Origin of the sequence: Comamonas sp. AG1104, assembly GCF_003350425.1 — a bacterium.
GTDB lineage: Bacteria > Pseudomonadota > Gammaproteobacteria > Burkholderiales > Burkholderiaceae_C > Comamonas > Comamonas testosteroni.
The window spans coordinates 377975-404265 of record NZ_QQAS01000003.1 but is presented as its reverse complement, the minus strand read 5'-3'; the positions used below and the strand labels follow the sequence as shown (position 1 = coordinate 404265).

20 protein-coding genes and 2 tRNA genes are annotated in these 26291 nt (G+C 62.5%); 9 read left to right on the top strand and 13 right to left on the bottom strand.

Going from position 1 to position 26291, the window contains the following annotated elements; translation table 11 throughout:
- Positions 1-20 precede the first annotated feature (20 nt).
- Positions 21-593 carry a 5-formyltetrahydrofolate cyclo-ligase gene (locus DFO48_RS10340; RefSeq protein WP_003073478.1) on the bottom strand — a complete coding sequence of 191 codons (573 nt, stop codon included), beginning with the start codon at positions 591-593 and terminating at the stop codon, positions 21-23.
- A 15-nt stretch (positions 594-608) separates the two neighbouring features.
- Here DFO48_RS10340 and DFO48_RS10335 point away from each other — a divergent pair, with 15 nt between their 5' ends.
- The 3 genes from DFO48_RS10335 to DFO48_RS10325 all read left to right on the top strand — a co-directional run bounded on the left by DFO48_RS10335 (position 609) and on the right by DFO48_RS10325 (position 5908).
- Complete coding sequence (locus DFO48_RS10335) at positions 609-2588, top strand: lytic transglycosylase domain-containing protein (RefSeq protein WP_114863314.1); 1980 nt, start codon at positions 609-611, stop codon at positions 2586-2588.
- A gap of 357 nt (positions 2589-2945) precedes the next feature.
- Positions 2946-5126, top strand: a complete 2181-nt coding sequence (locus DFO48_RS10330) for a TonB-dependent receptor domain-containing protein (RefSeq protein WP_114863514.1) — start codon at positions 2946-2948, stop codon at positions 5124-5126.
- A 209-nt stretch (positions 5127-5335) separates the two neighbouring features.
- Positions 5336-5908, top strand: coding sequence for a DUF4124 domain-containing protein (locus tag DFO48_RS10325; RefSeq protein ID WP_003073472.1), 573 nt, complete (start codon positions 5336-5338; stop codon positions 5906-5908).
- A 28-nt stretch (positions 5909-5936) separates the two neighbouring features.
- Here the strand turns inward: DFO48_RS10325 and DFO48_RS10320 are convergent, their stop codons facing one another.
- The 3 genes from DFO48_RS10320 to DFO48_RS10310 all read right to left on the bottom strand — a co-directional run bounded on the left by DFO48_RS10320 (position 5937) and on the right by DFO48_RS10310 (position 9957).
- Positions 5937-6617, bottom strand: a complete 681-nt coding sequence (locus DFO48_RS10320) for a Fe2+-dependent dioxygenase (protein ID WP_003073470.1) — start codon at positions 6615-6617, stop codon at positions 5937-5939.
- Positions 6618-6816: 199 nt separating this feature from the next.
- Positions 6817-9174, bottom strand: coding sequence for a catecholate siderophore receptor Fiu (locus tag DFO48_RS10315; RefSeq protein ID WP_114863313.1), 2358 nt, complete (start codon positions 9172-9174; stop codon positions 6817-6819).
- Between the two features lie 339 nt (positions 9175-9513).
- Positions 9514-9957: a MarR family winged helix-turn-helix transcriptional regulator gene (locus DFO48_RS10310; RefSeq protein ID WP_012839938.1), complete on the bottom strand. Its 444-nt coding sequence runs from the start codon at positions 9955-9957 to the stop codon at positions 9514-9516.
- Between the two features lie 67 nt (positions 9958-10024).
- Between DFO48_RS10310 and DFO48_RS10305 the strand changes: the two genes are divergently transcribed.
- Positions 10025-10825 (top strand): siderophore-interacting protein, encoded by an 801-nt coding sequence (locus tag DFO48_RS10305; RefSeq protein WP_114863312.1) that lies wholly within the window; start codon positions 10025-10027, stop codon positions 10823-10825.
- Between the two features lie 101 nt (positions 10826-10926).
- On the opposite strand, the gene DFO48_RS10300 is transcribed toward DFO48_RS10305, so the two are convergent.
- From DFO48_RS10300 to DFO48_RS10280, 5 genes are all read right to left on the bottom strand, one after another.
- Entirely contained in the window at positions 10927-11889 is a 963-nt protein-coding gene (locus DFO48_RS10300; protein ID WP_114863311.1) for an MBL fold metallo-hydrolase, read from the bottom strand.
- Positions 11890-11983: 94 nt separating this feature from the next.
- The gene (locus DFO48_RS10295; protein ID WP_003073461.1) at positions 11984-12436 is read right to left on the bottom strand and encodes a bacteriohemerythrin; all 453 of its coding nucleotides are present in this window, start codon (positions 12434-12436) and stop codon (positions 11984-11986) included.
- Positions 12437-12595: 159 nt separating this feature from the next.
- Positions 12596-12670, bottom strand: a tRNA-Val gene (locus DFO48_RS10290).
- 6 nt (positions 12671-12676) lie between these two features.
- Positions 12677-12751: transfer RNA gene (locus DFO48_RS10285), tRNA-Val, on the bottom strand.
- Between the two features lie 66 nt (positions 12752-12817).
- Positions 12818-14527 carry an AMP-binding protein gene (locus DFO48_RS10280; RefSeq protein WP_114863310.1) on the bottom strand — a complete coding sequence of 570 codons (1710 nt, stop codon included), beginning with the start codon at positions 14525-14527 and terminating at the stop codon, positions 12818-12820.
- Positions 14528-14714: 187 nt separating this feature from the next.
- Here DFO48_RS10280 and DFO48_RS10275 point away from each other — a divergent pair, with 187 nt between their 5' ends.
- A complete protein-coding gene (locus tag DFO48_RS10275) occupies positions 14715-15710 on the top strand; it encodes an alpha/beta fold hydrolase (RefSeq protein ID WP_114863309.1) in 996 nt (331 codons plus the stop codon).
- Here DFO48_RS10275 and DFO48_RS10270 read toward each other — a convergent pair.
- From DFO48_RS10270 to hppD, 4 genes are all read right to left on the bottom strand, one after another.
- Positions 15650-18097 (bottom strand): DUF3772 domain-containing protein, encoded by a 2448-nt coding sequence (locus DFO48_RS10270; protein ID WP_114863308.1) that lies wholly within the window; start codon positions 18095-18097, stop codon positions 15650-15652. The two genes, DFO48_RS10275 and DFO48_RS10270, sit on opposite strands and share 61 nt — an antisense overlap.
- A gap of 241 nt (positions 18098-18338) precedes the next feature.
- Positions 18339-19223, bottom strand: coding sequence for a phenylalanine 4-monooxygenase (gene phhA / locus DFO48_RS10265; protein WP_003073454.1), 885 nt, complete (start codon positions 19221-19223; stop codon positions 18339-18341).
- Positions 19224-19317: 94 nt separating this feature from the next.
- Positions 19318-20328 carry a tripartite tricarboxylate transporter substrate binding protein gene (locus DFO48_RS10260; protein ID WP_114863307.1) on the bottom strand — a complete coding sequence of 337 codons (1011 nt, stop codon included), beginning with the start codon at positions 20326-20328 and terminating at the stop codon, positions 19318-19320.
- 311 nt (positions 20329-20639) lie between these two features.
- Positions 20640-21761, bottom strand: coding sequence for a 4-hydroxyphenylpyruvate dioxygenase (gene hppD / locus DFO48_RS10255; protein WP_003073450.1), 1122 nt, complete (start codon positions 21759-21761; stop codon positions 20640-20642).
- Between the two features lie 219 nt (positions 21762-21980).
- On the opposite strand from hppD, the gene DFO48_RS10250 reads away from it, so the two are divergent.
- The 4 genes from DFO48_RS10250 (at position 21981) to lnt (ending at position 26195) form a co-directional block, all read left to right on the top strand.
- Entirely contained in the window at positions 21981-22463 is a 483-nt protein-coding gene (locus tag DFO48_RS10250) for an Lrp/AsnC family transcriptional regulator (RefSeq protein WP_003050977.1), read from the top strand.
- Between the two features lie 143 nt (positions 22464-22606).
- Entirely contained in the window at positions 22607-23329 is a 723-nt protein-coding gene (locus DFO48_RS10245; protein ID WP_114863306.1) for a GNAT family N-acetyltransferase, read from the top strand.
- Positions 23330-23517: 188 nt separating this feature from the next.
- Positions 23518-24399: an HlyC/CorC family transporter gene (locus tag DFO48_RS10240; protein WP_003073445.1), complete on the top strand. Its 882-nt coding sequence runs from the start codon at positions 23518-23520 to the stop codon at positions 24397-24399.
- 206 nt (positions 24400-24605) lie between these two features.
- Entirely contained in the window at positions 24606-26195 is a 1590-nt protein-coding gene (lnt, locus tag DFO48_RS10235; RefSeq protein ID WP_199406991.1) for an apolipoprotein N-acyltransferase, read from the top strand.
- The last annotated feature ends 96 nt before the right edge of the window (positions 26196-26291 follow it).

Here is a 26291-nt window from a genome sequence, read left to right as displayed (position 1 = left end):
CAATCAATGCGATTCAAAGTTTAGACAGGCCAGACCACGCCGTTGTCATTGAGGATGGCATCCAGCGGCAGGTCATGGGCCTCGGGCTGGAAGTCATCGACATAGCCATTGGTATAGCCCAGACCGACGGTGAACGGGCGCGGGCTCAGCTCGGCCAGCGTGCGGTCATAGAAGCCGCCGCCATAGCCCAGGCGGTAGCCGCCGGCCGCGTAGCCTACACAGGGGACAAACAGCAGCGTGGGCACCAGCAGTTCGGTATCCTTGGGCTTGGGAATGCCATAGGCGTCCTCCTCCATCGGGCAACCGGGGTACCAGGCGTGAAAACTCAGCGTCTTGCGCTGTTTGTCTATCACCGGCAGCCCGATTCTGCGCCTTTGTGGAGTACCCTGTAGCTCGCCGTCTTCCTTCCAGCGATGCAGGGCTGGCAGCGGATCGAACTCTGCCTTGATGGGCCAGTAGGCACCAATCACGGTATCGGGCCGCTCCATCAGCCAAAAGCGCATCACCTGCTGCAGCGCATCGGCGCGTTGCAGGCGATCTGGAAGGTTGAGGCGCAGTTCAATCAACTTGCGGCGTAACGCTGCTTTGTCCATCGGATAATTTCCTCCATGCACTGGCTGAAGATTTTGACACCGCTTTGTGCGGCATCCCTGCTGACTGTAGCTGCTCCGTTTGCGCAGGCACAGAACCCGGGCGATGCCGTGTTGCTGGACATGCAAAAAGCATTCCGCAGCCGCAATCAGACGGCGCTGACCCAGCTCCTGCCTCAGGCTGCCGGTCACCCTCTCGAACCTTGGGCCGCTTACTGGGAACTCAAGAACCGCCTGGAAACCGCATCGCCCGATGAAATCCAGGGCTTTCTGAACCGCTATGCCGGCACCTACCAGGAAGACCGCTTGCGTAACGACTGGCTGCTACTGCTGGGCAAGCAGCGCGACTGGAACACCTTCAGTCAGGTCTATCCCAAGTTCCGCATGCGCGACGACAAGTCCGTCACCTGCTACGCCCTGCTGGCCGACGCCTTGCAAGGCCGGGGCGCGCCCAATGTGGGCCAGCAGGTGCGCGATCTGTGGATGGCGCAAAAAGATGCCGATGACGGCTGCACCACGGCTGCCGGCCAGCTGTATGCGAACAAGCTGATCACCGACGCCGATGTCTGGCGCCGTGCCCGTGTGGCCACAGAAAACAATCGCCAGAAGGCGGCCCGTGATGCGGTGGCCATCGTCGCTCCCGAGTCCGCCGACCAGGTGGCGCAGGTGTTTGCCTCGCCCGCCAAATACCTGGCAGGCCAGAGCAAGGCACGCGGGCGCGAGCGCAAGGAACTGGCCCTGCTGGCCCTGATCCGCATGGCGGCCAGCGACCCCGATGCGGCCGCCACGCAGATCGACGGCGGCTGGGGCGCCCAGCTCAACGGCGAGGAGCGCAACTGGGCCTGGGCCGTGGCCGGCAAGCAGGCTGCCTTCAAGCTCTCGCCCGATGCCAATAGCTATTTCGGCAAGGTACGCCGCAACGAGGACCTGAGCGACGACCTGCTGGGCTGGAAGGCCCGTGCCGCGTTGCGCGCCGGCGACTGGAAGGCCGTGCGCCGCGCCATCGACGCCATGGGGCCGGAGCGCACCGACCCGACCTGGGCCTACTGGAAAGCCAAGGCCATGCTGGCGGGCCGCCCCAATGCCGAGGAAAAGGCCGAAGCCCGCCAGCTGCTGGAGGACACGGCCGGCAGCAGCAGCTTCTACGAGCAGCTGGCGCTGGAGGAAATCGGGCAGCGCATCACCGTGCCGCCCGCGCCCGCACCGTTGACGGCGCAGGAAAAGGCGGCGGCGCGCAGCAACCCCGGCCTGAGCCGCAGCCTGTATGCGATTGGCATGGGCCTGCGCGGCGAAGGCGTGCGCGAGTGGAACTACTCCACCAATCTGCACCAGCCGGGAGGCATGGAAGATCGCGAGCTGTATGCGGCGGCCGATCTGGCCTGCGAGCGCCAGGTCTGGGATCGCTGCATCAACACCAGCGAGCGCACCAAGACCTTTGCCGACTGGAAGCAGCGCTTTCCCATGCCCTATCACGACACGGTGCTGGCCAAGTCGCGCAATATCGGGCTGGATCCAGCCTATGTCTATGGCCTGATCCGTCAGGAGAGCCGCTTCATCATGGATGCACGCTCCGGCGTGGGCGCTTCGGGGCTGATGCAGGTGATGCCGGCCACGGCGCGCTGGACGGCCAGGAAGATCGGCATGACGGGCTTCACTCCCGACATGATCAACGACCGCGACACCAACATCACCATCGGCACCTCCTATCTCAAGCTGGCGCTGGATGACTTCGAGGGCTCAATGGCGCTGGCTGCCGCGGGTTACAACGCCGGCCCGGGCCGCCCGCGCAACTGGCGCAACGGCCCCACGCTGGATGCCGCCATCTGGGCCGAAAACGTGCCCTTCAGCGAGACCCGCGACTATGTGAAGAAGGTGCTCTCCAACACGACCAACTATGCGGCGCTGATCACCGGCCAGCCTCAGTCGCTCAAAAGCCGACTGGGCACCATAGGCCCGCGCCCGGCCAATGATCCAGAGACCATGAAGGACTTGCCATAAGTGGGTGTTTCGATGAGCTGATTGCTCATTTAATGATAGTAAAAAGCGCTCTGCCTGAAAGGTGTGGAGCGCTTTTTTTATTGAACTCTTCAAGTGCTCAAACAAGACCCGCGCCGAGGCGCGCGCGAAATAGCATGCAAAGCCCCTTGTAGGTGAATAACCTACAAACAGATGGCGAATGAGACTGGTTTGCGTTTACAAAAGTACATAATTGCAACCGTCAGAGCCCATAACGTCACATACAACCTCGGCTTTGTCTCCCATTAGCTGCTTGCCAGCTGTCCAGAAGGCCCACCGGGCCGCCGCTTCCTACCCGTATCTGTGAACGACCTGCCCAAGGCAGGCCGAGGAGTCATCATGTCCAACGCAGCTCTGAGCCGCGCCCGCCATATTCGCTGGCAACCCCGTTTACTGGCCCTGGCCGCTGCCGCCGCATGCGCCGGCAATGCCTTTGCGCAAGCCAAGGAGTCCACCATGGAGGAGGTGGTGGTCTCGGCCTCCGGCTTCGAGCAAGAGCTGAAAAATGCCCCGGCCTCCATCTCCGTCGTGACGCGCCAGGAGCTTGAGACCAAGAACTTCCGCGATCTGGCCGAAGCCCTGCAGGGCGTGGAAGGCATTGATGTGATGGGCGGCACAGGCAAGACCGGCGGTCTCGACATCAGCATCCGTGGCATGCCCAGCGACTACACGCTGATCCTGATCGACGGGCGCCGCCAGAACGTGCCGGGCGACGTCACGCCCAACGGCTTTGGTGCGGCGCTGACCAGCTTCATGCCGCCCATGTCGGCTATCGAGCGTATCGAAGTCATTCGCGGCCCCATGTCCACGCTCTATGGCTCGGACGCCATGGGCGGCGTGATCAACATAATCACGCGCAAGGTCAGCAAGGAGTGGGGTGGCGAAGTCAGCGTGGGCGCCGGCATTCCACAAGACAGCGAATGGGGCAACCAGTACAGGAGCAGCTTCTACATCAACGGCCCCATCAAGCAGGACGTGCTGGGCCTGGCCGTGCGTGGCAGCACCTTCAACCGCGATGCGGCCGACTGGGTGCTGGCCCCTGGCGCCGCACAGCCCGCCGGTGCACGCAACCCTGCGCCGGCACAGAGCCGCCAGCACAGTCTGGGCGCCAAGCTGACGCTGACGCCCAGCCGCTATCACGATATCTGGCTGGACGTGGACCAGGCCCGCACCTGGTACAACAACGAGGATGGCCGTCTGGGCAATCGCGATGCGGTTGCCAAGCCTGGTTCGCAGCCCGGTTATCGCGATGCGCTGCGTTTCAACCGCGATCAGGTCAGCATCGGTCATACCGGCCGTCTGGGCTTTGGCACGCTGGAAAGCAGCCTGATGCATACCGAAACCGAGACCATTGGCCGCACCATCCCCGGCGCGTCGGTGCCCAAGGGCGACCCGCGTGCTGGCGCCGATCGCGAGCTCAAGACCACCAATCTGGTGCTGGACAGCAAGCTGGTGGCGCCTCTGGGTGATGCCCATATGCTGACCGTGGGCGGCCAGTTCTGGGATGCCAAGCTCAAGGACGGGCTGCTGCCGCAGAGCCACAAGCAGACCATGTGGTCGCTGTTCGTGGAAGACGAGTGGCGCCTGCGCCAGGGCCTGACCGCCACGCTGGGCGGCCGCTATGACCACCATGACGCCTTTGGCGGCCAGTTCAGCCCGCGTGCCTATCTGGTCTGGGATGCGACGACGAACTGGACCTTCAAGGGCGGCGTGAGTCAGGGCTTCAAGGCTCCGCGCCTGAATCAGCTGATCGACGGTGTCAGCGGCATTAGCGGCCAGGGCCAGACCATCAATATCGGCAACCCCAACCTCAAGCCCGAGACCAGCACCAATGTGGAGCTGTCGGCCCTGTTCGACAACAAGGCAGGCTGGACCAGCGCAGCGACCTTCTTCCACAACGATGTCAAGGACAAGATCGCCTCGGGCGGCTCCTGCCTGACTTCGGCCATCTCCAGCTGCGCCTTCAATCCCACGGCCGATTACTCCATCAACGTGGACAAGGCCAAGACCTGGGGTCTGGAGCTGAGCAGCCGCGCCCAGCTGGCCAAGGACTGGGCTGTCAAGGCCGGCTATACCTGGACCAACAGCGAGGTGATCGAAGGAGGCCGCAAGAACGGTCAGCTGGCCAATACCGCCAAGCATATTGCCAGCGCCCAGCTGGACTGGACCCCGACCAGCCAGTGGCGTCTGTGGGCACGCGGCGAGTACCGCAGCAAGAGCCCGCGCTTCAGCGGCTCCTACGACAATCTGAGCTCAGCCAACAAGGCCGTGTTCGATGCCGTGGGCGATATCAAGGGCTATGCGCTGTTCCATCTGGGCGGCAGCTATCAGGTCAACAAGAGCCTGAGCATCAACGCCAGCATCTTCAATCTGTTCGACAAGGATTTCCGCAAGTACCAGCAGGTCAGCGTCAACGGCACGCCGACCTGGGTGAACAGCTACTTCCAGGGCGGCTCCTCGGTGTCGGGCGTGACCCAGGCCGGTCGTACCTTCTGGGTCACGGCGAACATGAAGTTCTGAGGCTGAGCGCTTCAGCCGCGGCATGAGCTTCTGAATCAGGAGCTGTCAGCGTACTTTAACCATGAGTTTCAAACTGATTTAGGTCTGAAATCAAGGATGAAGAAGCGCAGGCAGCTCCTGTTTTCATATTGCTGATTATTGTTTACACTTCTTTACAAAGATCGTTTCTGCGGATGGCAGATCCATACCGAGTGAGGGAGAAAGTAGCAATGTCAGCAGCAAGAGGCCGCGTGCTCATCGCCACGCTGGGACTGGTCTGGGTCGGAGCCCTGATGGCGCAGCCCGTCTACAAATGGGTGGATGCGCAGGGGCAGACGCATTACGGCTCGCAGCTGCCGCCGCAGCAGGCGGATGCGTCGCAGGTCAAGGTCTCGCCCAACGGCAGCTCGGGGGCGGGCGCGGGGCGCTTTGGCGAAGGAGCCGAGGCACGCAATCCCGACGGCACCAGGAAGCTGCCCAAGGGCGCTCAGGAGATGGCCGACGGTCTGGCCCAGGGCCTGAGAAAGGTCGACGGCAAGGAGGTGGCGCTGAACTGCGCGCTGGCGGTGGACAACATTCGCAGCCAGATCGAGACCATGCTGGAAAACGGCCAGAAAAACCTCAAGGGCGGCTATATCACCCAGGCCCAGTACGACAGCTCGGCGGGTAACTTCGTGAAGCTGCGCTCCCAGGCCACGGTCAGCGACTGCAAGGCCGCCACGGGACGCTCGCGCGATATGTACCAGTGCATGACCAGCATGTACAACCATCTGGTCGGCTGCGCCGAAAAGCACAGGCCCTGAGCAGTTCGGCCGCTTTCAGAACACGTTCTCAGGTCTCGGCCCACATGCGCAGCAGGTTGTGATAGTGGCCGGTCAGGCTCACGGTCTCCTCGGTTTCGCCAAGTTTTCCGCGCAGGCCGGTGATGGCCTGATCCATCTCGAACAGCATGGCGCGGCGCGCATCGTCACGCACCATGCTCTGTGCCCAGAAGAAGGAGCAGACCCGCTCGCCGCGCGTGACGGGCTCGACCCGGTGCAAGCTGGTGGAGGGGTAGAGGATGAGGTCGCCCGCAGGCAGCTTGACCTCGTGCGTGCCGTAGGTGTCGACCACGACCAGCTCGCCGCCCTCGTAGTCCTCGGGCTCGCAGAGAAACAGCGTGCAGGACACATCGGTGCGCAGCCACTGCTCGGAGCCTGCGACGCGGCGCGCCGCGCCGTCCACATGCAGGCCGTAGGTTTCGCTGTCGCTGTAGCGGTTGAACAGCGGCGGCATGGTGCGCGCGGGCAGGGCGGCGCTGAAAAACAGCGGGCTGGCTGCCAGCGCCTGCAAGATGATGCGGCCCTGCTCCTGGGCCACGGGCGAGTGCTCGGGCAGCTGCCGGTTGCGCTTGACCTGGGCGCCCTGGCTGCCCACGGTGGCGCGGCCGTCGACCCAGTCTGCGGCATCAATGGCAGCACGCATGCTGGCGACCTGCTCGCGGCTCAGGACCTGTGGGATATGCAGCATCATGGTGAGAATTCTTTGAAATGGAGAAGCCCCGCTTGGGCGAGGCTGCAAGTCGGAAAGTGGATCGCTGCCGCTGAAGACGGCGCGATCCAGGTAAGAGACAGCGAGCAAGCGCCGCCGCGCAGCGAGGCTGTCGTCCCCCTCCGGCGCTCAGCGCCAGAGAGGGGGAAGGCGCGGAGCGCCTCAGGGGGAGAAGCTCCAATCAGAACTTGAAGTTTGCCGTCAGGCGGGCCGAGCGTGCAATACCGGGGAAGTAGCGGTAGCCGCTCTTGTTGATGGCCGCCACATAGTCCTTGTCGAACAGATTGAAGACATTGAGCTGGATGTCCAGATTCTTGTTCACGCGGTAGCTGGCCATGGCGTCAAACACCCAGTAGGAGTCCGTGTGGCTGGGTGTGCCCACGGCGCCGTCGGTGCCGCGCTTGAGGCCGCCGGCATAGCGCGCGCCGCCGCCGACCGTCAGGCCGAAGGGCAGCTGGTAGGTGCTCCAAAGGCTGAAGGCATTCTTGGGCGTATAGGTCAGGCCGTTGCTGGCGTCGGCTGCCACCAGGGCGCCGGTGTCTACCTTGGTGTTCTGCACGGTGTAGCCCGCGCTCACGCCCCAGGCCTTGTTGATCTGGCCGATCACGCCCAGCTCCAGGCCCTGCACGATCTTCTTGCCGGTCTGGCCCACGGTGCCGTCGGAGTTGGTGACGATCTCATTGGTCACCTCGGTACGGAACAGCGCGCCGCTGAGCATCAGATTCTTTTCCGCCAGCTCCCATTTGCTGCCCAGCTCCAGCGTCTTGGCCTTTTGCGGGTCCATATTGGGGTTGGCGGCATTGTTCACCGCGGCCGACAGCGCAAAGTTGCTGCCGCCCGGGGGCTGCTGCGAGAGAGCGTAGTTCAGATAGACGCTGCCATTGGGGGCTGGCTTGTAGAGCAGGCCGGCCTTCCAGCTCAGCAAGGTGCCGGATTTGCTCAGGCCGTCCGACGTGGTGGGCACCACGGTGCCCACGGGGTTGCTGCCGCAGGGCTGGGTAGTCGAGCTGGCCGCGCAGACCGCCATGGCGTTGTACGAGGTCTTGTAGCGGTCCAGGCGCAGACCCAGATTGGCCTGCCACTGGTCGTTGAATTTCAGCGTGTCGAAGGCATACAGCGCCACGGTGTCGGTCTTGCCCTTGCTGTCGGCACCGTTGCGTACATAGGCAGGCAAAGTGACGCTGGCGTCGGGGTTGTACACGCTGACCCGGCTGGGTACCGAGCCCGAGGTGGCCAGGCCGTAATTGGTCTGTTCCTCGCGTGTCAGCTCCAGGCCCAGGCTCAGATCATGCAGCACGCTGCCGGTGGCAAGGCTGGTGTTCAGATTGGTCTGGTTGGTCAGGATGCGGTTGACCTGATCCTTGGTGTTGATGAGGCGCGCCATCGACCATGTGGATGGATCGGCGGGGTTGGGAGTCTGCAGACCATTGCTGCCCAGTACTCCGCTCGCGGAATAGCCCTGGCCCATGATGGCCGAGAGCAGATAGTCCTGCTTGGTCTCGCCCCAGCGCGTGGTGTTGCGCAGCTTGGTGGTGGATGTGAAGTCATGTTCCACCTTCAGCGTGGCCATGGTGGCCGTCACGTCGTCGTGATCGGAGGCCGTGCCGTAGAAGTTCTTGCTGTTGACGCGTGCTGCCGAATCCAGAAAGGCGCGGCGGCCTGCATAGCCTGCAGCGTCGGGCGAGGTGTAGCCGGGCAGGCCGATGGTGGCGACGCCGCCGTCGGGCACATTGCTCTGCTTGATGTGCAGCAGGTTCACGAACACGCGGGTGGGCGAGTTCAGGCCGAAGGCAATCGAAGGCGCAATGCCCCAGCGGTTGTTTTCGATGCCGTTGCGGCCCGCCACATTGGCGTCCTGCGCCATGGCGTTCAGGCGCACGGCCGTGCCGGTCTCGGCATTGACGACGCGGTTCAGGTCGATGCTGGCGCGCTTGTAGCTGGCCGAACCCAGGCCCAGCGAGCCGCCGAAGCTGTTGTTCAGATTGGCCTGCTTGCTCACCAGGTTGATGGCACCGGTGGGGGCGCTGCGGCCGTAGTCGGTGCCGGCCGGGCCCTTGGTGACCTCGACCTGATCGATGTTGAACATATCGCGCGAGATAGAGCCGATGTCGCGCACGCCGTCCACATAGATGCTGCTGGAGCTGTCGAAGCCACGCATATAGACGGCGTCGCCCGTGCTGGTGTTGCCGTTCTCGCCTGCGTAGAAGGTGCCGGCGCCGGGCACATTGCGCAGCGCCTCTGTCAGCGTGGTGGCGCCTTGCTCCTGCAGCAGCTGCTCCTTGATGACGTTGACGGTCTGGGTGGTGTTGACCAGCGGCTGGGTGAACTTGGGCGAAGACAGCTGGCCGGGCGTGTAGCCGGTGTCGGCATTGCCTTCCACCTTGACTTCCTTGAGTGTGGTTTCCGCAGACTGGGCCAGTGCCGGCATTGCCAGGGTAGCACCGGCCAGCACGGTGGCGCAGGCGACCAGACCGGCGGAGGAAGGCAAGCGGCCCGCAGAATGCTTGCGGCTTTGGATATAGATGTTGGATTGAGCCATGTTGAAAGGACTTGGGTGAAGACAGTTGGCTGGCTGGTACGGGCTGTCTGCACTTGTGATGCGGCCGCAGACGCCGGAGGGCGTGCTGGCGAAGTCCTGGCTGGCTAAAGCGTACTCGGGTACGAATGCAGCGAATGATAATGATTCTTAATATAACTTTGCGAAAGTTTACGGAGAATCATGTCTGGCGTTGTTGCACAGCAACATGGTCGGGATAGGCGGGCACTCGCTTCACTTCGAATATGAGAGCTGCTACCGCCTTTCCTATCTGCATTTCAAGGTGCTAGAGCATTGAAATCATCGAGCAGCGTGCGCTGGCTGCTTCTTTTTTAAGAGTCTTTACGGTCGCGTAGCCTGGGCGCTGTCCCTGGCCTGCAGCAGCAGCCCATGCAGCAAGCCCTGCTGGGCTTCGGGAAAGTCGCTGAGCAGCTCGGTGGCTATCTGCTCGCGCCGGTGTCTGAGCTGATCGAACAACTGCTGTCCCCGGGCGCTGAGTTGCAGGCAGCGCACGCGCTTGTCGGCTTCGCTGGCCGAGCGCTCCAGCCAGCCCTTGTCCTGCAACTGGGCCAGGGTGCGCGCCATCTGGGCCTTGTCGGTGTGACTGTGCTCGACCAGTTCCTTTTGCGTGATGCCGGGGTGGCGGCCGGTGTGCATGAGGATGCGGAATTCGTTGAAGGTCAGCCCTGGTTGCACTGCTTCAAGCGACTCAAGCAGGCGCGCGCGAAACAGGTGCAGCAGATCGTGCAGCACCTCGAACACTTCGGCAGCGATGGATGAACTCATGGTGGGAAAGGTTGTTTGTTGACTTAGTCAACTTATTAATGGATATTTAGTGGACTTTATCAACTTAATGAAAATCATGTCCAACACCGAGACAGTGTCCATCATGCAGCGTGTACGCCACGAATTTCGCTCGCGCCATGTGCAGTTGCTGGCGCGCGAGCAGCTCAGCCCCGGCTTTATCCGCCTGACCGTGGGCGGCCCCGAGCTGGCAGGCTTTGTCAGCGCGGGCTTTGACGACCATACCAAGCTCATCCTGCCCCAGGCCGGGATGGACAGGCCCAATCTGCCGCAGATTGTTGATGGTCGCCCCCATATCGACGGCGAGCGCCCCACCATGCGCGACTACACGCCGCTGAGCTACGACGCCGCCCGCAACACGCTGCAGCTGGAGTTCGCCGAGCATGGCTCGGGCCCGGCCGTGGAATGGGCGCGCACGGCACCCATCGGTCAGTGGCTGGGGCTGGCCGGCCCGCGCGGCAGCCTGGTCGTGCCCGCCGATCTGGACTGGCATGTGCTGCTGGGCGATGAAAGCGCCATGCCCGCCATGGAGCGCCGTCTGGCGGAACTGCCGGTCGGCAGCCGCGCCATCGTGCGGGTGCAGATCGGCAATCCGGCAGACCAGCGCCGCTGGAGCAGCGCTGCGCAGCTGGATCTGCAGTGGGTGGAGTCCCTGGCCGCTGCCGTCGATGCGCTGGAGCTGCCAGAAGGCGAGGGCTTTGTCTGGGCGGCGGGCGAGAATCGTGCCATGGCCGATCTGCGCAAGCGCATTCTGGCCAAGCCCGGCGCCAATCCCAAGCGCATGCGGATTGCGTCCTACTGGAAGCAGGGCGAGGCTGCTCACCACGAGGAACTGAGCGCGAATGACTGAGGAGGCAACCGCCTTCCTGATCCGCAGTCCTGGGGCGCCGAGCACTCGATGCTCCTCCTGCCGCCATCGCGCGTCACTGATCGTGCGTCATCCGACCCGCGTCAGCGGTTGAGCAGCATGGGAGTACCGGCCCCATCGCGCCGCAGCTCGGCTGCGCCGCTGGCCACAAGGCTCTCGATCAGGCTGTCCAGCCATTGCTGTGCAGTTTGCGCGCCAAAGTAGCTCTGGTGCAGAGTGTCGAAATAGGGGGTGGCATGAACCCAGTCCTGCAGCTCCTGCACTCCGATGCTTTGCCACTCCAGCAGCTTGTATTTGAGCAGCACCTTGGCGGCATAGCTGGCATGGCGCTCCGGCGCCTGGACAAAGCCGGCCAGCCGCTTGCGGGCAATGCCCAGAGCCGTCTGCACATCGCCAAACAAGCCGCCGTGTCCGGGTACGACAAGGCGAGGCTCCAGGCGCTCGATCACGTCCAGTGTCGCGGCGACCTCGTCAAAGGCGGCAATGCCTTCGATCTCGGGGAAGACCACGCCAAAGCCGTTTTCCCATAGCGCATCGGCAGAGATCAGGATGCGGCTGTCGGGCTCGAACAGAATCACCGAATGCGGATCATGGCCCGGGGCTGCATGGATCTGCCAGTCGCGGCCCGACAGGCGTACCGTGCTGCCTGGCTGCAGCAGGCCCGTGATGGCAAAGCGTGGGCATTCCTGGCCCGTGGGGGCGTAGCTGAGGGCGGCTTCGTCCCAGCTGCGTACCTGCTCGGCCTGGCCTGGTGCGATAAAGGTCTGCACCTGTGGATAAGCCTGCTGCAGCGCGGCATTGCCGCCGCAATGGTCGCTGTGCAGATGGGTGTTGAGAATGCGCGCCAGCGGCTGACCTGCCAGCGTGCTTTCGATCAGCGCCAGGGTTTGCGCGCTATGCGTGACATAGCCGGTGTCGATGACGGCAGCGCCTTCGGCATCGCCGGCCTGCGCGGCAAAGACGATGTTGTTGGCCGACAGCCAGCCGCGCTCCAGCACGGTCATGCCGGGCGGCAGTGGGACATGCATTGCCGGGGATGCATTCATCGAGCTGGTCTCCTGTGCGGTGCTTGGTGTTTTGCTCAAGCCTAGCAGGCTGATCATCGTGCAGCTGTCGCGCGGGCGGGCTGCTCAGTGCTGCTCAGTGCGATTCGGCCGAAGACAGGATGTTGCGGCGAATCACCACGGGCTTGCCGCCAAAGCGCTGCTTGGACAGCCAGTGCGCCAGGGCTGAATCGAGATGCGTGGCGTGGCCGGGAAACCAGTCCACCAGGGCTTTGGTCAGATCGCGGCAAAGGGCGACATTGCCTTCGGCGAGCTTGACGCGGACTTCTGCCACGGACTTGAGCACGGCCGCATGCTCGTCGATATGGCAGTCGCGTGGAGGGAAGCCGGTGCTCAGCATCCACTGATCCTCTTCGGCAAAGTGGTGCTGCAGATGGGCCTCCATGGCTTGCAGCAGACTGGGCAGCTCGCTGTCTTCGGCGGTTTGCAGCGGGGCAATCAGCTCGACGAATTCCTCGTGCAGCTCGTCCATGGGCCCGTGGCCCATGAGCAGATGGTCTCCCCAGACCAGGGTGGCGGTGTGGCTCATGGCAATGTCTTCTTGTGAATGTTGCGGAGTGTGCGCAGCTTGTCTCTGAAGACCATTATGCAAGCCGTATCGGTGGACAGGCATCCTGCAAAAGAGGGAGGCGGTCTGCCGTGCAGGCAAAGAAAAAGCCTCTTGAACCGAAATTCAAGAGGCTTTGTCTGGTGCGCGATACATGGATCGAACATGTGACCCCTGCCGTGTGAAGGCAGTGCTCTACCGCTGAGCTAATCGCGCTTTAACTGGTGGGTGATACATGGATCGAACATGTGACCCCTGCCGTGTGAAGGCAGTGCTCTACCGCTGAGCTAATCACCCGAAGACCGCAATTCTAGCAGCAACTTTGGATGTCTTCGGGAAAACTCGTAAATTTTCTGAAAAAAGTCAGTTCGAGCGCAGTTCGCGCCGCAGGATCTTGCCCACATTGGTCTTGGGCAGTTCGTCGCGGAACTCGATATAGCGTGGCCGTTTGTAGCCCGTCAGCTGCTCCTGGCAGTAGCGCATGACCCGGTCTTCTGTCAGCGAGGGGTCGCTGCGCACCACGTAGACCTTGATGGATTCGCCCTGCTGATCGTCCTTGACGCCCACGGCTGCACATTCGAGCACGCCGGGGCACATGGAGATGACGTTTTCCAGCTCGTTCGGATAGACGTTGAAGCCGCTGACCACCATCATGTCCTTTTTGCGGTCGATGATGCGGGTGTATCCCTCGTCGTCCAGCACACCGATATCGCCAGTGCGCATATAGCCGTCGGCCGTGAAGGCCTTGGCGGTTTCTGCAGGCTGGTTGTAGTAGCTGTGCATGACGTTGGGCCCCTTGATGCACAGCTCTCCCGCCTGGCCGTTGGGCAGGTTGCGGCCTTCATCGTCCTTGATGGCGACCGAGATGCTGGGCAGAGGCAGGCCTATGGTGCCGGTGAACTCCTTGTTGGTGACGGGATTGTTTGTGCCTATGGCGCAGGTCTCGCTCATGCCCCAGCCTTCAATCATGGCGCAGCCCGTGGCCTGCTGCCACTGACGTGCCGTGCCTTCGGACGCCGCCATGCCGCCGGCCTGGGAGATGAACAACTGCGAGAAATCGAGCTGGCGGAAATCCGGGTTGTTGAGCAGCGCATTGAACAAGGTGTTCACCGCAGGCAGCACATGGAAGGGCCGCTTTTTGAGCACCTTCACAAATTTCGGGATATCGCGTGGGTTGGGGATCAGACTCAGGCTGCCTCCCAGTCGCATGGCGAACAGGCTCACGGTGAGCGCGAAGATGTGATAGAGCGGTAAGGCCGCCACGATATGGGTTTCATTGGCCTTGACCCTGCCTTCCAGCGCAGGAGTGAACCAGGTATGGGCCTGCAGCGTGGCGGCGACGATATTGCGATGGGTCAGCACGGCCCCCTTGGACAGGCCTGTTGTGCCGCCCGTGTATTGCAGAAAGGCGATCGAGTCCAGCGTGGCCGTGCTTGGGATGAGCTTGCGTCCAGCGCCCTCGGCCAGGGCCTTGCTGAACTGGGTGACCTGGCGCTGCTGGCTGCCGGCGCCTGAATCCGAACCAAGGGGCAGGTCAAAGGCCGGCACCATCTTGGCCAGGTGGCGCACGGCAAAGGTGATCCAGCTGCCGTACAGGCCGCCGAGCAGATCGCCCATGCTGGTCAGGCAGATATGGCGGATATGGCTGCGCTCCAGCACCTGGGCCAGGGTGTGGGCAAAGTTCTCCAGGATGATGATGGCCGTGGCGCCCGAGTCCTTGAGCTGATGCTCGAGCTCGCGCGCGGTGTAGAGCGGATTGACGTTGACGCAGGTAAAGCCTGCGCGCAGCACGCCTGCCATGCTGACGGCGAACTGCGGCACATTGGGCAGCATGATGGCCACGCGTGCTCCTGGCTCCAGGCCCAGGCCCTGCAGCCAGGCCCCCATCTGTGCGGATAGCTTGTCCAGCTCGGCATAGCTCATCCAGCGGTCCATGCAGACGGAAAAAGGGCGTTCTGCATGCTGGGAAAAGGCTTCTTCGAGCAGATGTACCAGCGAGCGGTACTGCTCGGGCTGTACATCGTGCGGCACATTGGGCGGATAGTTCTTGAACCAGGGAGCGGCAGCGTCCATAAAAGAGGTACCTTGCAGAAGTCGCCCGTCGTCCAGGGACGCGGGCGGCGGGTTGAACAAAGAAGGCCAGCGTGCAAAACCTGCGCTGCGGCTGATTCTGCGGATGCGCTCTGTCAGGGTCTACGGGGGCTTGTCCTAGGCGCTGAGCGGCATGCTTGCTACGCTATAGCGCCTGGAGGTGCAGGCTTTGAATACCTGGTTCTGGCGCGCAGTGGTGATGGGCAGCTGGCTGGCGCTGCTGCTCTGGTGCGGCTATTGGTGGCCGCGCTCAGTGGCTGTGGCACTGCTGGGCGCGGGCCTGATTGCGGGCGGAGCCGGGCTGCAACTGGGCACGCAGATGCTGATGATGCGCATGGTGCTGCGCCGCCGCGGTGTGCCGCTGCCATCCGCCATGATTGCGCTGCGGGCCTGGCTGTCGGAGTGGCGCTGGGCCTGGTGGTTGTTTGGCTGGCAGATTCCCTTTGGCGAACATGCAGAGCCCGATGGAGTGCCTGTAGATCGCGAGAGCAAGCAGGTGCAAGGGCAGCCGCAAGGGCAGGTGGGCGTGGTACTGGTGCACGGATATTTCTGCAACCGTGGCGTGTGGACCGTCTGGCTGCGCAGGCTCAAGTCGCGCCGCATTGCCTGCATGGCCATGACGCTGGAGCCAGCGCATGGCAGCTCCGTCGACGCCATGGTGGACGATCTCGACAGATGCGTGAAAGCCATGGTCCAGCAAACCGGCTGTGCCCCGCTTCTGGTTGCGCACAGCATGGGTGGTCTGGTGGTGCGGGCCTGGCTCAAGCGGCTCGAAGCAAATGAGCGTGCGCGCCATGCGGCCCATGTGGTCACCGTGGCCACGCCGCATGGGGGCGCCTGGCTGGCGCGGTTTGCGCAGCGTCTGCCCGCCGTGGACATGCGCGAGGGCAGCGAATGGCTGCAGCGGCTGGGGCCGCCGCCCGAGGATGTGTCATTCAGTTGCTGGTGCAGCAGCAGCGACAACATCGTCTTTCCGCCCGATCTGGCTGTCTTGCCGAATGCGCAGCGCCATCAGGTCGACGATGCAGCGCATATGCAGCTGCTGTTCGATCCTCGGGTCTGGCAGCACTGTCTGCAGCTGCAGGCGCAACTGCAGGAGCTATATCAGACTGCCGAGAGGGGCACCTCGGCAGCCGATGCCGGGGCGCGGGCCTGCGGGTCCTGAATCAGGTGGATGTCGGTGGCGGAGACCAGGGCGATATTCTGCTCGGCGCAGCGCTGCAGCAGGCCGAACAGCAGGTCGCTGCGCGTGCTGTAGACATTGCGCGAGCTCGAGACATGGCCGAAGCTGGTGATGTTGACCACGCTGCCATTGATGGAGTCCACATACATTGAAGGGGCCGGGGTGCTCAGCACGGCCTCATGCTCGGCATAAAGGCCCAGCAGCACCTCGCGCAGCTTGACGATATCGGTGTTCAGCGGCACCGAGAACGCGATCGATATGCGGCCCAGCGCGCCATCCATGGTCAGGTTCTGCACGGACTTGGTGATGAACTCCGAGTTGGGCACGATGACGGTGGATTTGTCATCGGTCTGGATCTCGGTGGCGCGCACGCTGATGCGGCGGATGTCGCCGACCTGATCGCCGATACGCACGCGGTCGCCCAGCTTCACGGGGCGCTCGGCCAGCAGAATCAGGCCCGAGACAAAGTTCTGCGTGATGGCCTGCAGGCCGAAGCCGATGCCTACGGACAAGGCGCTGGCCAGCAGAGCCACTTTTTCAAAGCCTATGCCCAGGGCTGCCAGCGTCCAAAGGCCGGACAGCAAAATGCCCATATAGCGGGCCACGGTGCTGATGGAGTTGCGTGCGCCTATATCCAGCTCGGTCTTGGGCAGAAAGGTCTCCACCAGCCAGTGCTGCAGGGCGCCAAACAGCGTCAGCCCCGCCACCAGCACCAGCAGGCCGCGCAAGATCGTCATGGGACGCAGGAAGGAGTCCCCCACGGGCAGGCCGTTGGTCAGCGTATCGGCCAGCACGATCAGGCTGCTGGAGTTGCCAAAGGGCGCGATCAGCGCCATCAGCCCCAGCAGCAGCAGACAGACACGCGTGAATGCCGACAGCAGCACACCGATCTGCTCCAGGCGCGAGGGCTTGAGCCCCGTGCCGGCAGCGAAGCCCTGGCCGATACGGCTCTCGCTGGAGCACAGCCAGGTAAAGAGGTCGTCGGCAAACTTCATCAGCAGCGAGGTCGCCAGAACCACCACGGTGATCCAGACCATTTGCGTGGCTGCGAATACCGAGAAGTTCAGATAACCGATCAGCGCTGCGATCAGCGCGGCCAGCACTGTCAGATGTCCGCCCAGCCAGGCCAGCATCAGCCAGCGACTGGTTGCCGCAGGCCGGTAATCGTCGCCATGGTGAGCGGCTTTCTCGCGCTCGGCCAGTTGCTGGCGCTTGCGCTGCTTGTTGATGACCATCAGCACCGACATGATGAGCAAGGCATAGACAAGCGCAATCAGTCCGTCAAGGGCCACGCTGCTGACGGCGCTGGTGCGTGCGGCAATGTCCACCGCGTTGAGCATCATGGAGAACCAGGTCAGACCGGCAGCTCCCCAGGCAAAGCGTGTGAGCGCAGGGGCGGCAATGTCGTCGATGTTGAGCAGTCGCCAGGTCGGACGCTTTGGCACCAGCAGGCAGGCGCTGACGGACAGGAAGAAGGCAGCGACAAATGAGGATTGAATCCAGGCATCGGCCACGGTCTGCAGGCGCGGTGCAATCGCGTCTATGGAGCGCAGGCTCTCGATGAATACCAGGCTGGCCAGGCCGGGTAGGGCCGTGCCCACTACCAGCATCCAGACAGCCAGACCCGTGCGGCGCAGCCGCCCGTTGGGCGCGCGTTCGGAGGCCGCAAATTTCCGGCCCGCATAGCGCAGGCCGATGCGCAGCGGGAACATTACGAACAGCGCCAGGGCGATGCCGGTCAGCGTGGCCGACCAGCCATGCTCGGCAATGGCGGCGTTGAAGCTGGTACGGCCCTGACGTGTCAGGGCTGCAATGCGTTGCAGGTCGGTCGGCAGATGCTCGGCAAACTGCTTCCACAGCGAAGGCGACAGTGGGGACGCCACCTTGCGGGCGATCTGTGCGTTGAACTGCTGGGTGCGGATCTTCTCGATGCTGTCCGTGGTCTGCTTGGCCTCCATGGACAACAGCTTGCCGCGCTTGAGCGCGGAGTCCAGCTCGCTGTGTTGCTGCGCCAGATCCTTGCGCTGCAGGCTCAGTTCGGGGGATTCCTCGCTGCCTTCGGCCACCGGCCCCAGCTGGGCAATGCGGGCATCGATCTGCTTGAGCAGCGGCTCCAGCGCCGTGACGGCATTGTCGGCATCGCGTTTGGACTGCAGGGCTTTTTCGGACAGGGCCTGCAGCGTTTCGGACGTGTCGGCATCGTCCAGCGACTGGCGTACCTTGTCCAGCGTGTTCGATGCCTGTTGAATCTGGGCGATGGACGTGGTCTGGATATCGCCATTGGCAGGCAGTTCGGCCGCGACGGCCAGACCTATGCAAAGTTGGAGCGCTAAAAGCCAGCGCAGCAGTCGGTTGCAGCGGTAATGCATTGTGAAGAAGTGAGTGGGCGGCAGTTTGCCTCTGGCGCTCACTATAGGTGCAATGCTGCGGTCAGGGTTTCAGGGCGCAGCCAGGTCATGCAGTGCTTGCAGCCTGAATATTCTGCATTAATTGCTATTGAAAATGGAGCTGCATGCGCTTTTCTGAAAAGGGATGAAGCCGAATTTTCGTCAGAAAATTCGGCGCATGGACTCGCGCTTGCCGGGGCCCGAGCTGGTATACATCCGCTGACTAAATCAGCTGTTCGCCTGGCAGCAACTCCTTGGCACCAATGGTGGGCAGCTGACGCAGCTGCTCATACAGAGGCGCAAAGTCGGTATCGGCCAGGTTCAGCAGATGGGGCATGTCGTCGATCACGAAATAGGTCTGCTGATAGGTGTCGATCTTGTAGAGCGTGCGCATGGTGCGCTCCAGCTGCAGCGGCAGGCGATGCGGCTGCGGGCTGTTGACGCTGTACTCCAGCTCGCCCACGGAGCTGAGGATGCCTGCGCCATAGGCGCGTACGCCGCCGCTCTCACGGATCAGACCGAATTCCACCGTGTACCAGTACAGGCGCGACAGCATCTCGCAGGCGCCGAGCTCGGCGGCCTTGAGGCCACCCTGTCCGTAGGCCTGGATGAAATCGGCCATGACGGGGTTGAACAGCAGCGGCACATGGCCGAAGAGGTCGTGGAAGATGTCGGGCTCGACGATGTATTCGAACTCCTCGGGCTTGCGTATCCAGTCGGTGACCGGAAATTTGCGCTGGGCCAGCAGCGAGAAGAACGGCACCTCGGGAATCAGACCCGGAACGCCGACGATCTCCCAGCCCGTGGCCTTGAATAGTCGCTCGTTGACTTCCTCGAAGCGCGGAATGCGCTCCTTGGCGCCCAGCGACGGCAGGGCGTCGATGAAATGCTGGCTGGCGCGGCCCGGCAGCAGCGCGGATTGGCGCTCGTAGAGGCGGTGGTAGGTGTCATGCTCGGCCTCGGTATAGGCGGCATAGTCCTGCGTGCAGGTGTAGTCGGCATGGGCACGCGTGTAGTCGCCGCGTGGCGGACGATCGGACTGGCCATAGACGACGGGGGCCGCGCCGATGCCGCCGGTCATGGCGGTGCTGTTCTGGATGCTGTTCATAAGGCACTCCCTGAGATGAGGGGTCGCGAAAGCTGCGGCCGGAGCTCGTGGCCGGGGCGCAGCAGGGAAAAGGAGAAGCGAGCCGGGAGCTGGCTCAGTGCATCTGTATCTGGGCGCGCTTGACGAGCTGTCCGTAGCGCGCATGCTCGGACTGCACCAGACGGGCAAAGTCCTGCAGACGCAGGTCGTCGCGCACCACGCCCATGGCGTCGAAGTACTGCTGTATATCGGGCCTTTGCAGCGTCTGGGCAAAAGCGTCCGACCAGCGTTTGGCCTGGCTGTCCGCGATGCCGGCAGTGGCAAAGATGCCGAACCAGGTACTCAGATTCATGCCCTTGATGCTGTCGTCCAGGCTGGGCACCTCCGGCAGAGCCGGCAGCGGCGAGCGCCAGGTCACGCCAATGGCCTTGAGCCTGCCGGCGCGCAGATGGGGCAGGGCCGAGGCGATGTTGTCGAACATCAGATCGGCCGTGCCCTCGAGCAGGGCCGACAGAGCCGGTCTGGCTCCGCCAAACGGCAGGTGCTGCAGCGGAACCTGGGTCAGCGACTGGAACCACTGGCCCGCGATATGGCCGATGCTGCCGTTGCCCGCCGAGGCATAGCGCAGGGGCTGCCGGTGCTTGGACATGAAGCGTAGCAAATCTTCGGGCGTGTAGATGCGCCACTGCATGGCCAGCTCGCTGCGCATGACCAGCACATGAGGCATGCGGGCCACGAGTATCAGCGGCTGAAAGTCGCGCAGCGGATCGTAGGGCAGTTGGGGGTTGAGCCAGGGCAGGATGGCATGGGTGGCCACGGCGCCCATCAGCAGCATGGGCTCGCGCGCTCCCGCCCTGGCCACCATGGCTGCGCCCGTGGCTCCCCCCTCGCCCGCGACATTGAGCACATTGATGTTGCCCAGGGCCGTGGTTTCCTGCGTCAGCTTGCGCGCTGAACGGTCCAGTGGGCCGCCCGCTGTATAGGGCACGACCAGAGAGAGTTCGTTGCGGCTGCGGCTGGAATTTGACGGCAGGGCGCTGGCATCCCTGGCCGCATGCGCGCTGCTCGCGATCAAGGTAGTCGCGGAGGCCACCGCCAGCGACAGGGCCTGACGACGGGAAAGCACGGGCGCGTCCAGCCTCGGTGCTCTGCAGTCCTCTGGGGCTGTAGCGGGGGGCTGATGGGGGCGCGACACTTGATCCTTCCGGGCGTTGAAGCTGGCCGCGCCGACTCACGCCATGCGTGGATGCGGCAGTGCAGCATGACGGAAAGTATAGGGACGGAAAGCGATCGCCACATGGTCCGTTTGACGGAGTGGTAACCATTGGTATCTTTTTGAGGCAAGTCGTAGCGCCAGAGCCCAGGCCGGCCACGCGGCAAGCGAGCGCAAGTGGCAGGTGCTGGGCGAGGTGGCGCATGATCGGCTCCGGAAGCGGCTCAGGTCTTGAGCACGCCGCGGCGCATCTGGTCGAGCTCCATGGTCTCGAACAAGGCCTTGAAATTGCCCTCGCCAAAGCCGCTATTGCCCTTGCGCTGGATGAACTCGAAGAAGATGGGGCCCAGCTGGTTTTCGCTGAAGATCTGCAGCAGCAGCTCACCGGGCTGGCCGTCCACCAGGATATTGCGCGCCAGCAGCTCGGCAATGGGCTCCTGCAGGTCCGGGATGCGCTTGGGCAGCAGCTCGTAATAGGTCTCGCTGGTGTTCAGCAGCTTGATGCCGTTCATCTGCAGACCGTCTACGGTGTCATAGAGATTGGTCGAGCCCAGCGCGATGTGCTGTATGCCTTCGCCGTGGTACATGTCCAGATATTCTTGGATCTGGCCGGCCTTGTCGTTGCCTTCCTCGTTGATGGGAATGCGGATCTTGCCGCAGGGGCTGGTCATGGCCTTGCTCTTGACGCCAGTGGCCTGGCCTTCGATGTCGAAGTAGCGGATTTCGCGGAAGTTGAAGATGCGCTCGTAGAACTCGGCCAGCTCGGCCATGCGGCCGCGATAGACGTTGTTGGTCAGGTGGTCGATATAGGTCAGGCCCAGGCCCTCGGGGTGCAGATCGGCACCGGGCAGGGGCTCGAAGTCCACGTCGAAGAAGCTGATATTGCCCAGGTCCCCGTCTTTGGCGCCATTCTTGCCGCGCCATTTGTCGATGAAATAGATCAGGGAGTCGCCAATGCCCTTGATGGCGGGAATGCTCAGTTCACCAGGGGCGGCCTGCTGGGCATAGCCCCAGGCACCCAACGAGGTGGCGCGCTCATAAGCGTACTTGGCGTCATTGACGCGCACGGCGATGGCGCAGACGCTGGGGCCGTGCAGACGCGCGAAGCGCTGGGCAAAGCTGTCGGGCTCTGCATTGATGATGAAGTTGATCTCGCCCTGGCGATACAGGGTCACGTTCTTGCGGCGGTGCTTGGCGATGGCCTGAAAGCCCATGCGCTCGAACAGCTGACCCATGGCCACGGGATCGGGGGCGGCGTATTCGACGAACTCGAAGCCGTCCGTGCCCATGGGGTTGTCCCAAGTCTGGAATGGGCTGGCGTTGCTTTGGGGCAGTGGGGCGTTCATGGCAGAGGTCTCCATCGGGTAGGGCTGCAACACATGAAGAACAGGTGTCGACGATGGATGCACTGTAGGACAGGGCGCGAACAAGCTTCATGCAAAAATGCCTTGGCTGCAAACAGCTTGATGCATGAAAATTGCATGAAAAATCGATTTCGTGCAATTTAAATGGTTATAAAGGGTTAACCATTAATAAAAACTGCGCTGTTTTTATAATCTGCCGCCATGAGTCCCATGCACACCATCGACAAACTGGATAAGGCGATTTTGCGCCGATTGCAGGCCAATGGCCGAGAAACTTATGACGTCATCGGGGAGCAGGTTGGCCTGTCGCCCAGTGCAGTGCTGCGCCGTGTCAAGCGACTGGAGGAAAACGGTGTCATCGACCGCTATGTGGCTCTGGTGCAGCCCGAGACTGTGGGCCTGGGGCTGACTGCCTATATCAATGTGCGTCTGGAAAAATACACCGAAACCAGCAAGCGCAACCCCATGGATGTGTTCCGCGCCAGCGTGCAGACCTGGCCCGAGGTGGTGGAGTGCGTCTCCCTCACCGGCGAGATGGACTATCTGCTGCGGGTGGTGGTGGCAGACATGCAGCATTACAGTCGATTCATCATGGATACCCTGCTCAAACACCCCAGTGTGCAGGATTGCAAAACCAGCTTTGTCATGGATCGGGTCAAGGTCACGACGGCCGTGCCGCTGTAGACCTTCAGGGGAGTCCTTCATACGGACCATGACCTAGCTGGAAACAGGAGCTAAGGTGTTGAATTAGCGGAAAATCCTTACAGGATTGTTGCAATGCAACATGTGGCTTGTGAAACCTCGGGTTTTTACCTATATTTCAGGCTATGAACCTCCCCAAAGACTGGTTGAAATCGCCCTGGCAGGCCGGCTCCGGCTGGCTGCGAGACATGGGCAAGTCCCATGGCGCCGAGCGTCGCTCGCCGTCCTTGGTTCCCATCCGTTCGCTGAGTCCGCGCCATCGCGACCGCATCATCAAGCATCTGCTCAAGCTGGATGCGCGGGACCGCTATCTGCGCTTTGGCTATGCGGCCAACGATGAGCAGGTGCGCCGCTATGTCGAGCAGCTCAATTTCGATCGCGACGATATCTTCGGCATCTTCAACCGCCGCCTGGAATTGATCTCCATGGCGCATCTGGCGTTTGCCGGCCACCCCAAGCATGAGAAATGCGCGGAGTTTGGTGTCTCCGTGCTCAAGAGTGCACGTGGCAAGGGTCTGGGGGCGCGTTTGTTCGAGCGTGCCGTGCTGCATGCACGCAGCAAGAACGTGAGCATGATGTTCATCCATGCGCTGTCCGAAAATACGGCCATGCTCAAGATCGCCCGCAATGCGGGCGCCACGGTCAAGCGAGAAGGCTCGGAGTCCGAAGCCTATCTGGAGCTGCCGCCTGCCGACTTCGAGACCCATGTCAGCGAGCTGGTGACGGAGCACCTGGGCGAGATGGACTACCAGCTCAAGAAGCAGGCTGTCAATTTCTGGGCTTTCCTGGCCGGCGTGCAGGAAGTGCGCAAGGGTGTGCAGGAAGGCCGTCACAAGTCGGGCGAGTAAGCTGGCTTGTGAAGCTGGCAACGCTGCAGCCCAATAGAGACAAGTGCACGCAGCTATCAAAATAGCTTTGACCGAGCGGCCTCGGTGACAGCTGGTCATGGCTTTTGTGAGCTAGCAAGCCGTCTGTCAACACAATCCGTTATTCTTGGGGACTTGTTTGACTACCGCACGTCCTGCACTCCAAGACAGTGTCTGACCCCCATCCTGCGCGCCTTCCCGAGAAGGAAGACAAGCGAAGCTTCCTGCAAAAGGTGGCTGAGTTCATCCATCCGGCACCGGAATCTCCTGATGAACTGATCGAAACCCTGGCCGAAGCCGAAGACAACCAGGTCATCGGCACCGAGTCCCGCGTCATGCTGGAGCGCGTGATCCGAATGGCCGACATGAGCGCCGGGGAAGTCATGGTGGCTGCGCCACGCATGGATCTCATCAATATCGACGCTCCGTACGAAGAAATCCTGCACCAGGTTCTCACCACGGCGCATTCGCGCTTTCCGGTCTACCAGGGCGAACGCGAGAACATCATTGGCATTCTCATGGCCAAGGACTTGCTCAAGCTGCAGCGCTCTCCAACCCTGAATATCCGCGCTCTGGTGCGCCCGGCGGTCTTCGTGCCCGAGAGCAAGGGCTTGAACGACCTGCTGCGCGAGTTTCGCGCCAATCGCAACCATCTGGCCGTCGTCATCGACGAGTTTGGCCGTGTGGCCGGCCTGGTGACGATTGAAGATGTGCTGGAAGAAATCGTCGGCGAGATCGAGGATGAGTTCGACATCCCCGAGGATGAGGGCGATATCTTTGCCCTGGCCGACAACAGCTATCGCGTCGCGGGAGATGCCAGCATCGAGCATGTGAGCGAGGAGTTCGAGACCTCGCTGCATGCCAGCGACCCCGATGCCGAGTTCGACACGATTGGTGGATTGATCGCCCATGAGATCGGTCATATGCCCAAGCGCGGCGAGCAGATTCATCTGGGCGGGCTGGAGTTCACCGTACTCCACACCAAGGGCGGCGCGGTGCGCTGGTTCAAGGTGGTGCGCGATCCTTCGCCGGACAGCCTTGTTCGCAACTGATCGCGATTTGCGCAAATCCGGGTCAGGCCTGGTGTGATGCCGGTGGAAATACCGGTTGTGCCTCTTTGTTTGCGCAAGGCCTGCCGATACCTCGTATGCTTGAATTCACCCAACCACCCGGTTGGGTGTTTTGTTGGTACCCGTTGATTCCTATGACCACCACTGCCTCTTCCGTTCAGACTGCTGCTGTCATGCCCCAAGGCTGGATGCACCGGCTTTTGCTGGTGATTGCAGGCAGTCTGCAAGCGCTTTCCCTGGCCTGGCCATGGGCTCGTGGCCAGGGCGACGGTTGGTTGAGCCTAGTCGGAGGCTATGGTCGTCCGCTGTGGTGGCTGCAGATTCTGTCGCTGGCGGTGCTGGTTCATGCGCTGTTGGCAGCCCGCTGCGCTGCTCAGGCGGCCGGCCGGGCGTGGTTGTTTGGCACGGCATGGCTTGTGGCTACCTTCTGGTGGCTGTTTATCTCGATGCACACCTATGGCGGGCTGGCGGCGCCGCTGGCCGTAGCTGCAGTGCTGGCGCTGGCGGGCTTTCTGGGGGGCTATTACGCCGCGGCTGCATGGTGCTTCAAGCGTTTGGCAAGGACGCCGGATGCAATGTCAACGATGGTCTTTGCTGCAATATGGACGCTGGCCGAGCTGGCGCGCGGTTGGCTGTGGACCGGTTTTCCCTGGGGTGCAGGCGGCTATGCCCATGTGGAGGGCCCGCTGGCCGTGCTGCCGCGCTGGATGGGCGTTTACGGCACGGGTTTTGTGGCGGCCTGGGCTGCGGCCTGGCTGGCGCTGCTGGTCTGGCGCATGCAGACCAGGTCGGTGGTGCTGAAATTCAAGCCGGCTCTTGCATCTGCTGTGACCCTGGGTCTGGTTTGGGGCGGGCTGTGGTGGTCGCGTGATGCTGCCATTGAAGCACCTGGTCAGCAGTCCGGTATGAGCGTGGAGCTGCTGCAGGGCAATATTCCTCAGGATGAAAAGTTTGAAATGGGCTCGGGCGTGGTGGTGGCACTGCGCTGGTATGCCCAGCAGTTGCATGACGCCAGGGCCCAGTTGGTTGTGGCACCTGAGACAGCCATTCCCCTGCTGCCACAGCAGCTTCCCGAAGGCTATCTGGACTTTGTGCGCGCACCTTTTACCGCCAAGGAATCCCGCCGCGCGGCTCTGGTGGGCCTTCCGCTGGGCAATTGGGACAAGGGCTTTACCAATACGGTCGAAGGCTGGTTGCCGGGGCAGACTCAGGCCTATCAGTACGACAAGCACCATCTGGTGCCGTTTGGTGAGTTCATTCCGCCCATGTTCCGCTGGTTCACCGATCTCATGAACATTCCGCTGGGCGACTTCAATCGCGGCGCACTGGGCCAGCCTTCCATGAGCTGGGCGGGTGAGCGACTGTCGCCCAATATCTGCTACGAAGACCTGTTTGGCGAAGAGCTTGCGGCCCATTTCGGCAATGCGGCGACTGCACCCACGGTGCTGGTCAATCTGAGCAATATCGGCTGGTTTGGCGACTCCGTGGCCATCGATCAGCATCTGTCCATCAGCCGAATGCGGGCGTTGGAGTTCGAGCGCCCCATGTTGCGCGCAACGAACACCGGGGCCACAGTGGTGATTGATCACAAGGGGCAAGTGGTGAAAGCACTGGCGCCATTCGAACGTGCGGTTTTGCAGGGCCGGGTTCAGGGGCGCGACGGGCTGACGCCTTATGCGCGCTGGGTGCATGCTTTGGGTCTGTTGCCTCTAACGCTGTTATGCCTGGCGCTCTGCGCGCTGGCCTGGCGGTCGTCGAAAAGACCAGGGAAGGCGTAGTGACGCGCACGGAATAAGCCACGTTGACAGAAGCGGCTGTGGCATTTGTGGCAGAGTCTTGGGCCTGAAAACGGGTATTGTGTCCCGGGTAGGGCT

Bases quoted from the DNA above. Each gene is read 5' to 3' on its own strand.
- DFO48_RS10340 (WP_003073478.1), bottom strand. From the start codon at position 593: ATGGACAAAGCAGCGTTACGCCGCAAGTTGATTGAACTGCGCCTCAAC.
- lnt (WP_199406991.1), top strand. From the start codon at position 24,606: ATGCACCGGCTTTTGCTGGTGATTGCAGGCAGTCTGCAAGCGCTTTCC.
- DFO48_RS10315 (WP_114863313.1), bottom strand. From the start codon at position 9,174: ATGGCTCAATCCAACATCTATATCCAAAGCCGCAAGCATTCTGCGGGC.
- DFO48_RS10310 (WP_012839938.1), bottom strand. From the start codon at position 9,957: ATGAGTTCATCCATCGCTGCCGAAGTGTTCGAGGTGCTGCACGATCTG.
- DFO48_RS10270 (WP_114863308.1), bottom strand. From the start codon at position 18,097: ATGCATTACCGCTGCAACCGACTGCTGCGCTGGCTTTTAGCGCTCCAA.
- hppD (WP_003073450.1), bottom strand. From the start codon at position 21,761: ATGAACGCCCCACTGCCCCAAAGCAACGCCAGCCCATTCCAGACTTGG.
- DFO48_RS10250 (WP_003050977.1), top strand. From the start codon at position 21,981: ATGAGTCCCATGCACACCATCGACAAACTGGATAAGGCGATTTTGCGC.
- DFO48_RS10320 (WP_003073470.1), bottom strand. From the start codon at position 6,617: ATGATGCTGCATATCCCACAGGTCCTGAGCCGCGAGCAGGTCGCCAGC.
- DFO48_RS10245 (WP_114863306.1), top strand. From the start codon at position 22,607: ATGAACCTCCCCAAAGACTGGTTGAAATCGCCCTGGCAGGCCGGCTCC.
- DFO48_RS10330 (WP_114863514.1), top strand. From the start codon at position 2,946: ATGTCCAACGCAGCTCTGAGCCGCGCCCGCCATATTCGCTGGCAACCC.
- DFO48_RS10300 (WP_114863311.1), bottom strand. From the start codon at position 11,889: ATGAATGCATCCCCGGCAATGCATGTCCCACTGCCGCCCGGCATGACC.
- phhA (WP_003073454.1), bottom strand. From the start codon at position 19,223: ATGAACAGCATCCAGAACAGCACCGCCATGACCGGCGGCATCGGCGCG.
- DFO48_RS10325 (WP_003073472.1), top strand. From the start codon at position 5,336: ATGTCAGCAGCAAGAGGCCGCGTGCTCATCGCCACGCTGGGACTGGTC.
- DFO48_RS10305 (WP_114863312.1), top strand. From the start codon at position 10,025: ATGAAAATCATGTCCAACACCGAGACAGTGTCCATCATGCAGCGTGTA.
- DFO48_RS10295 (WP_003073461.1), bottom strand. From the start codon at position 12,436: ATGAGCCACACCGCCACCCTGGTCTGGGGAGACCATCTGCTCATGGGC.
- DFO48_RS10280 (WP_114863310.1), bottom strand. From the start codon at position 14,527: ATGGACGCTGCCGCTCCCTGGTTCAAGAACTATCCGCCCAATGTGCCG.
- DFO48_RS10335 (WP_114863314.1), top strand. From the start codon at position 609: ATGCACTGGCTGAAGATTTTGACACCGCTTTGTGCGGCATCCCTGCTG.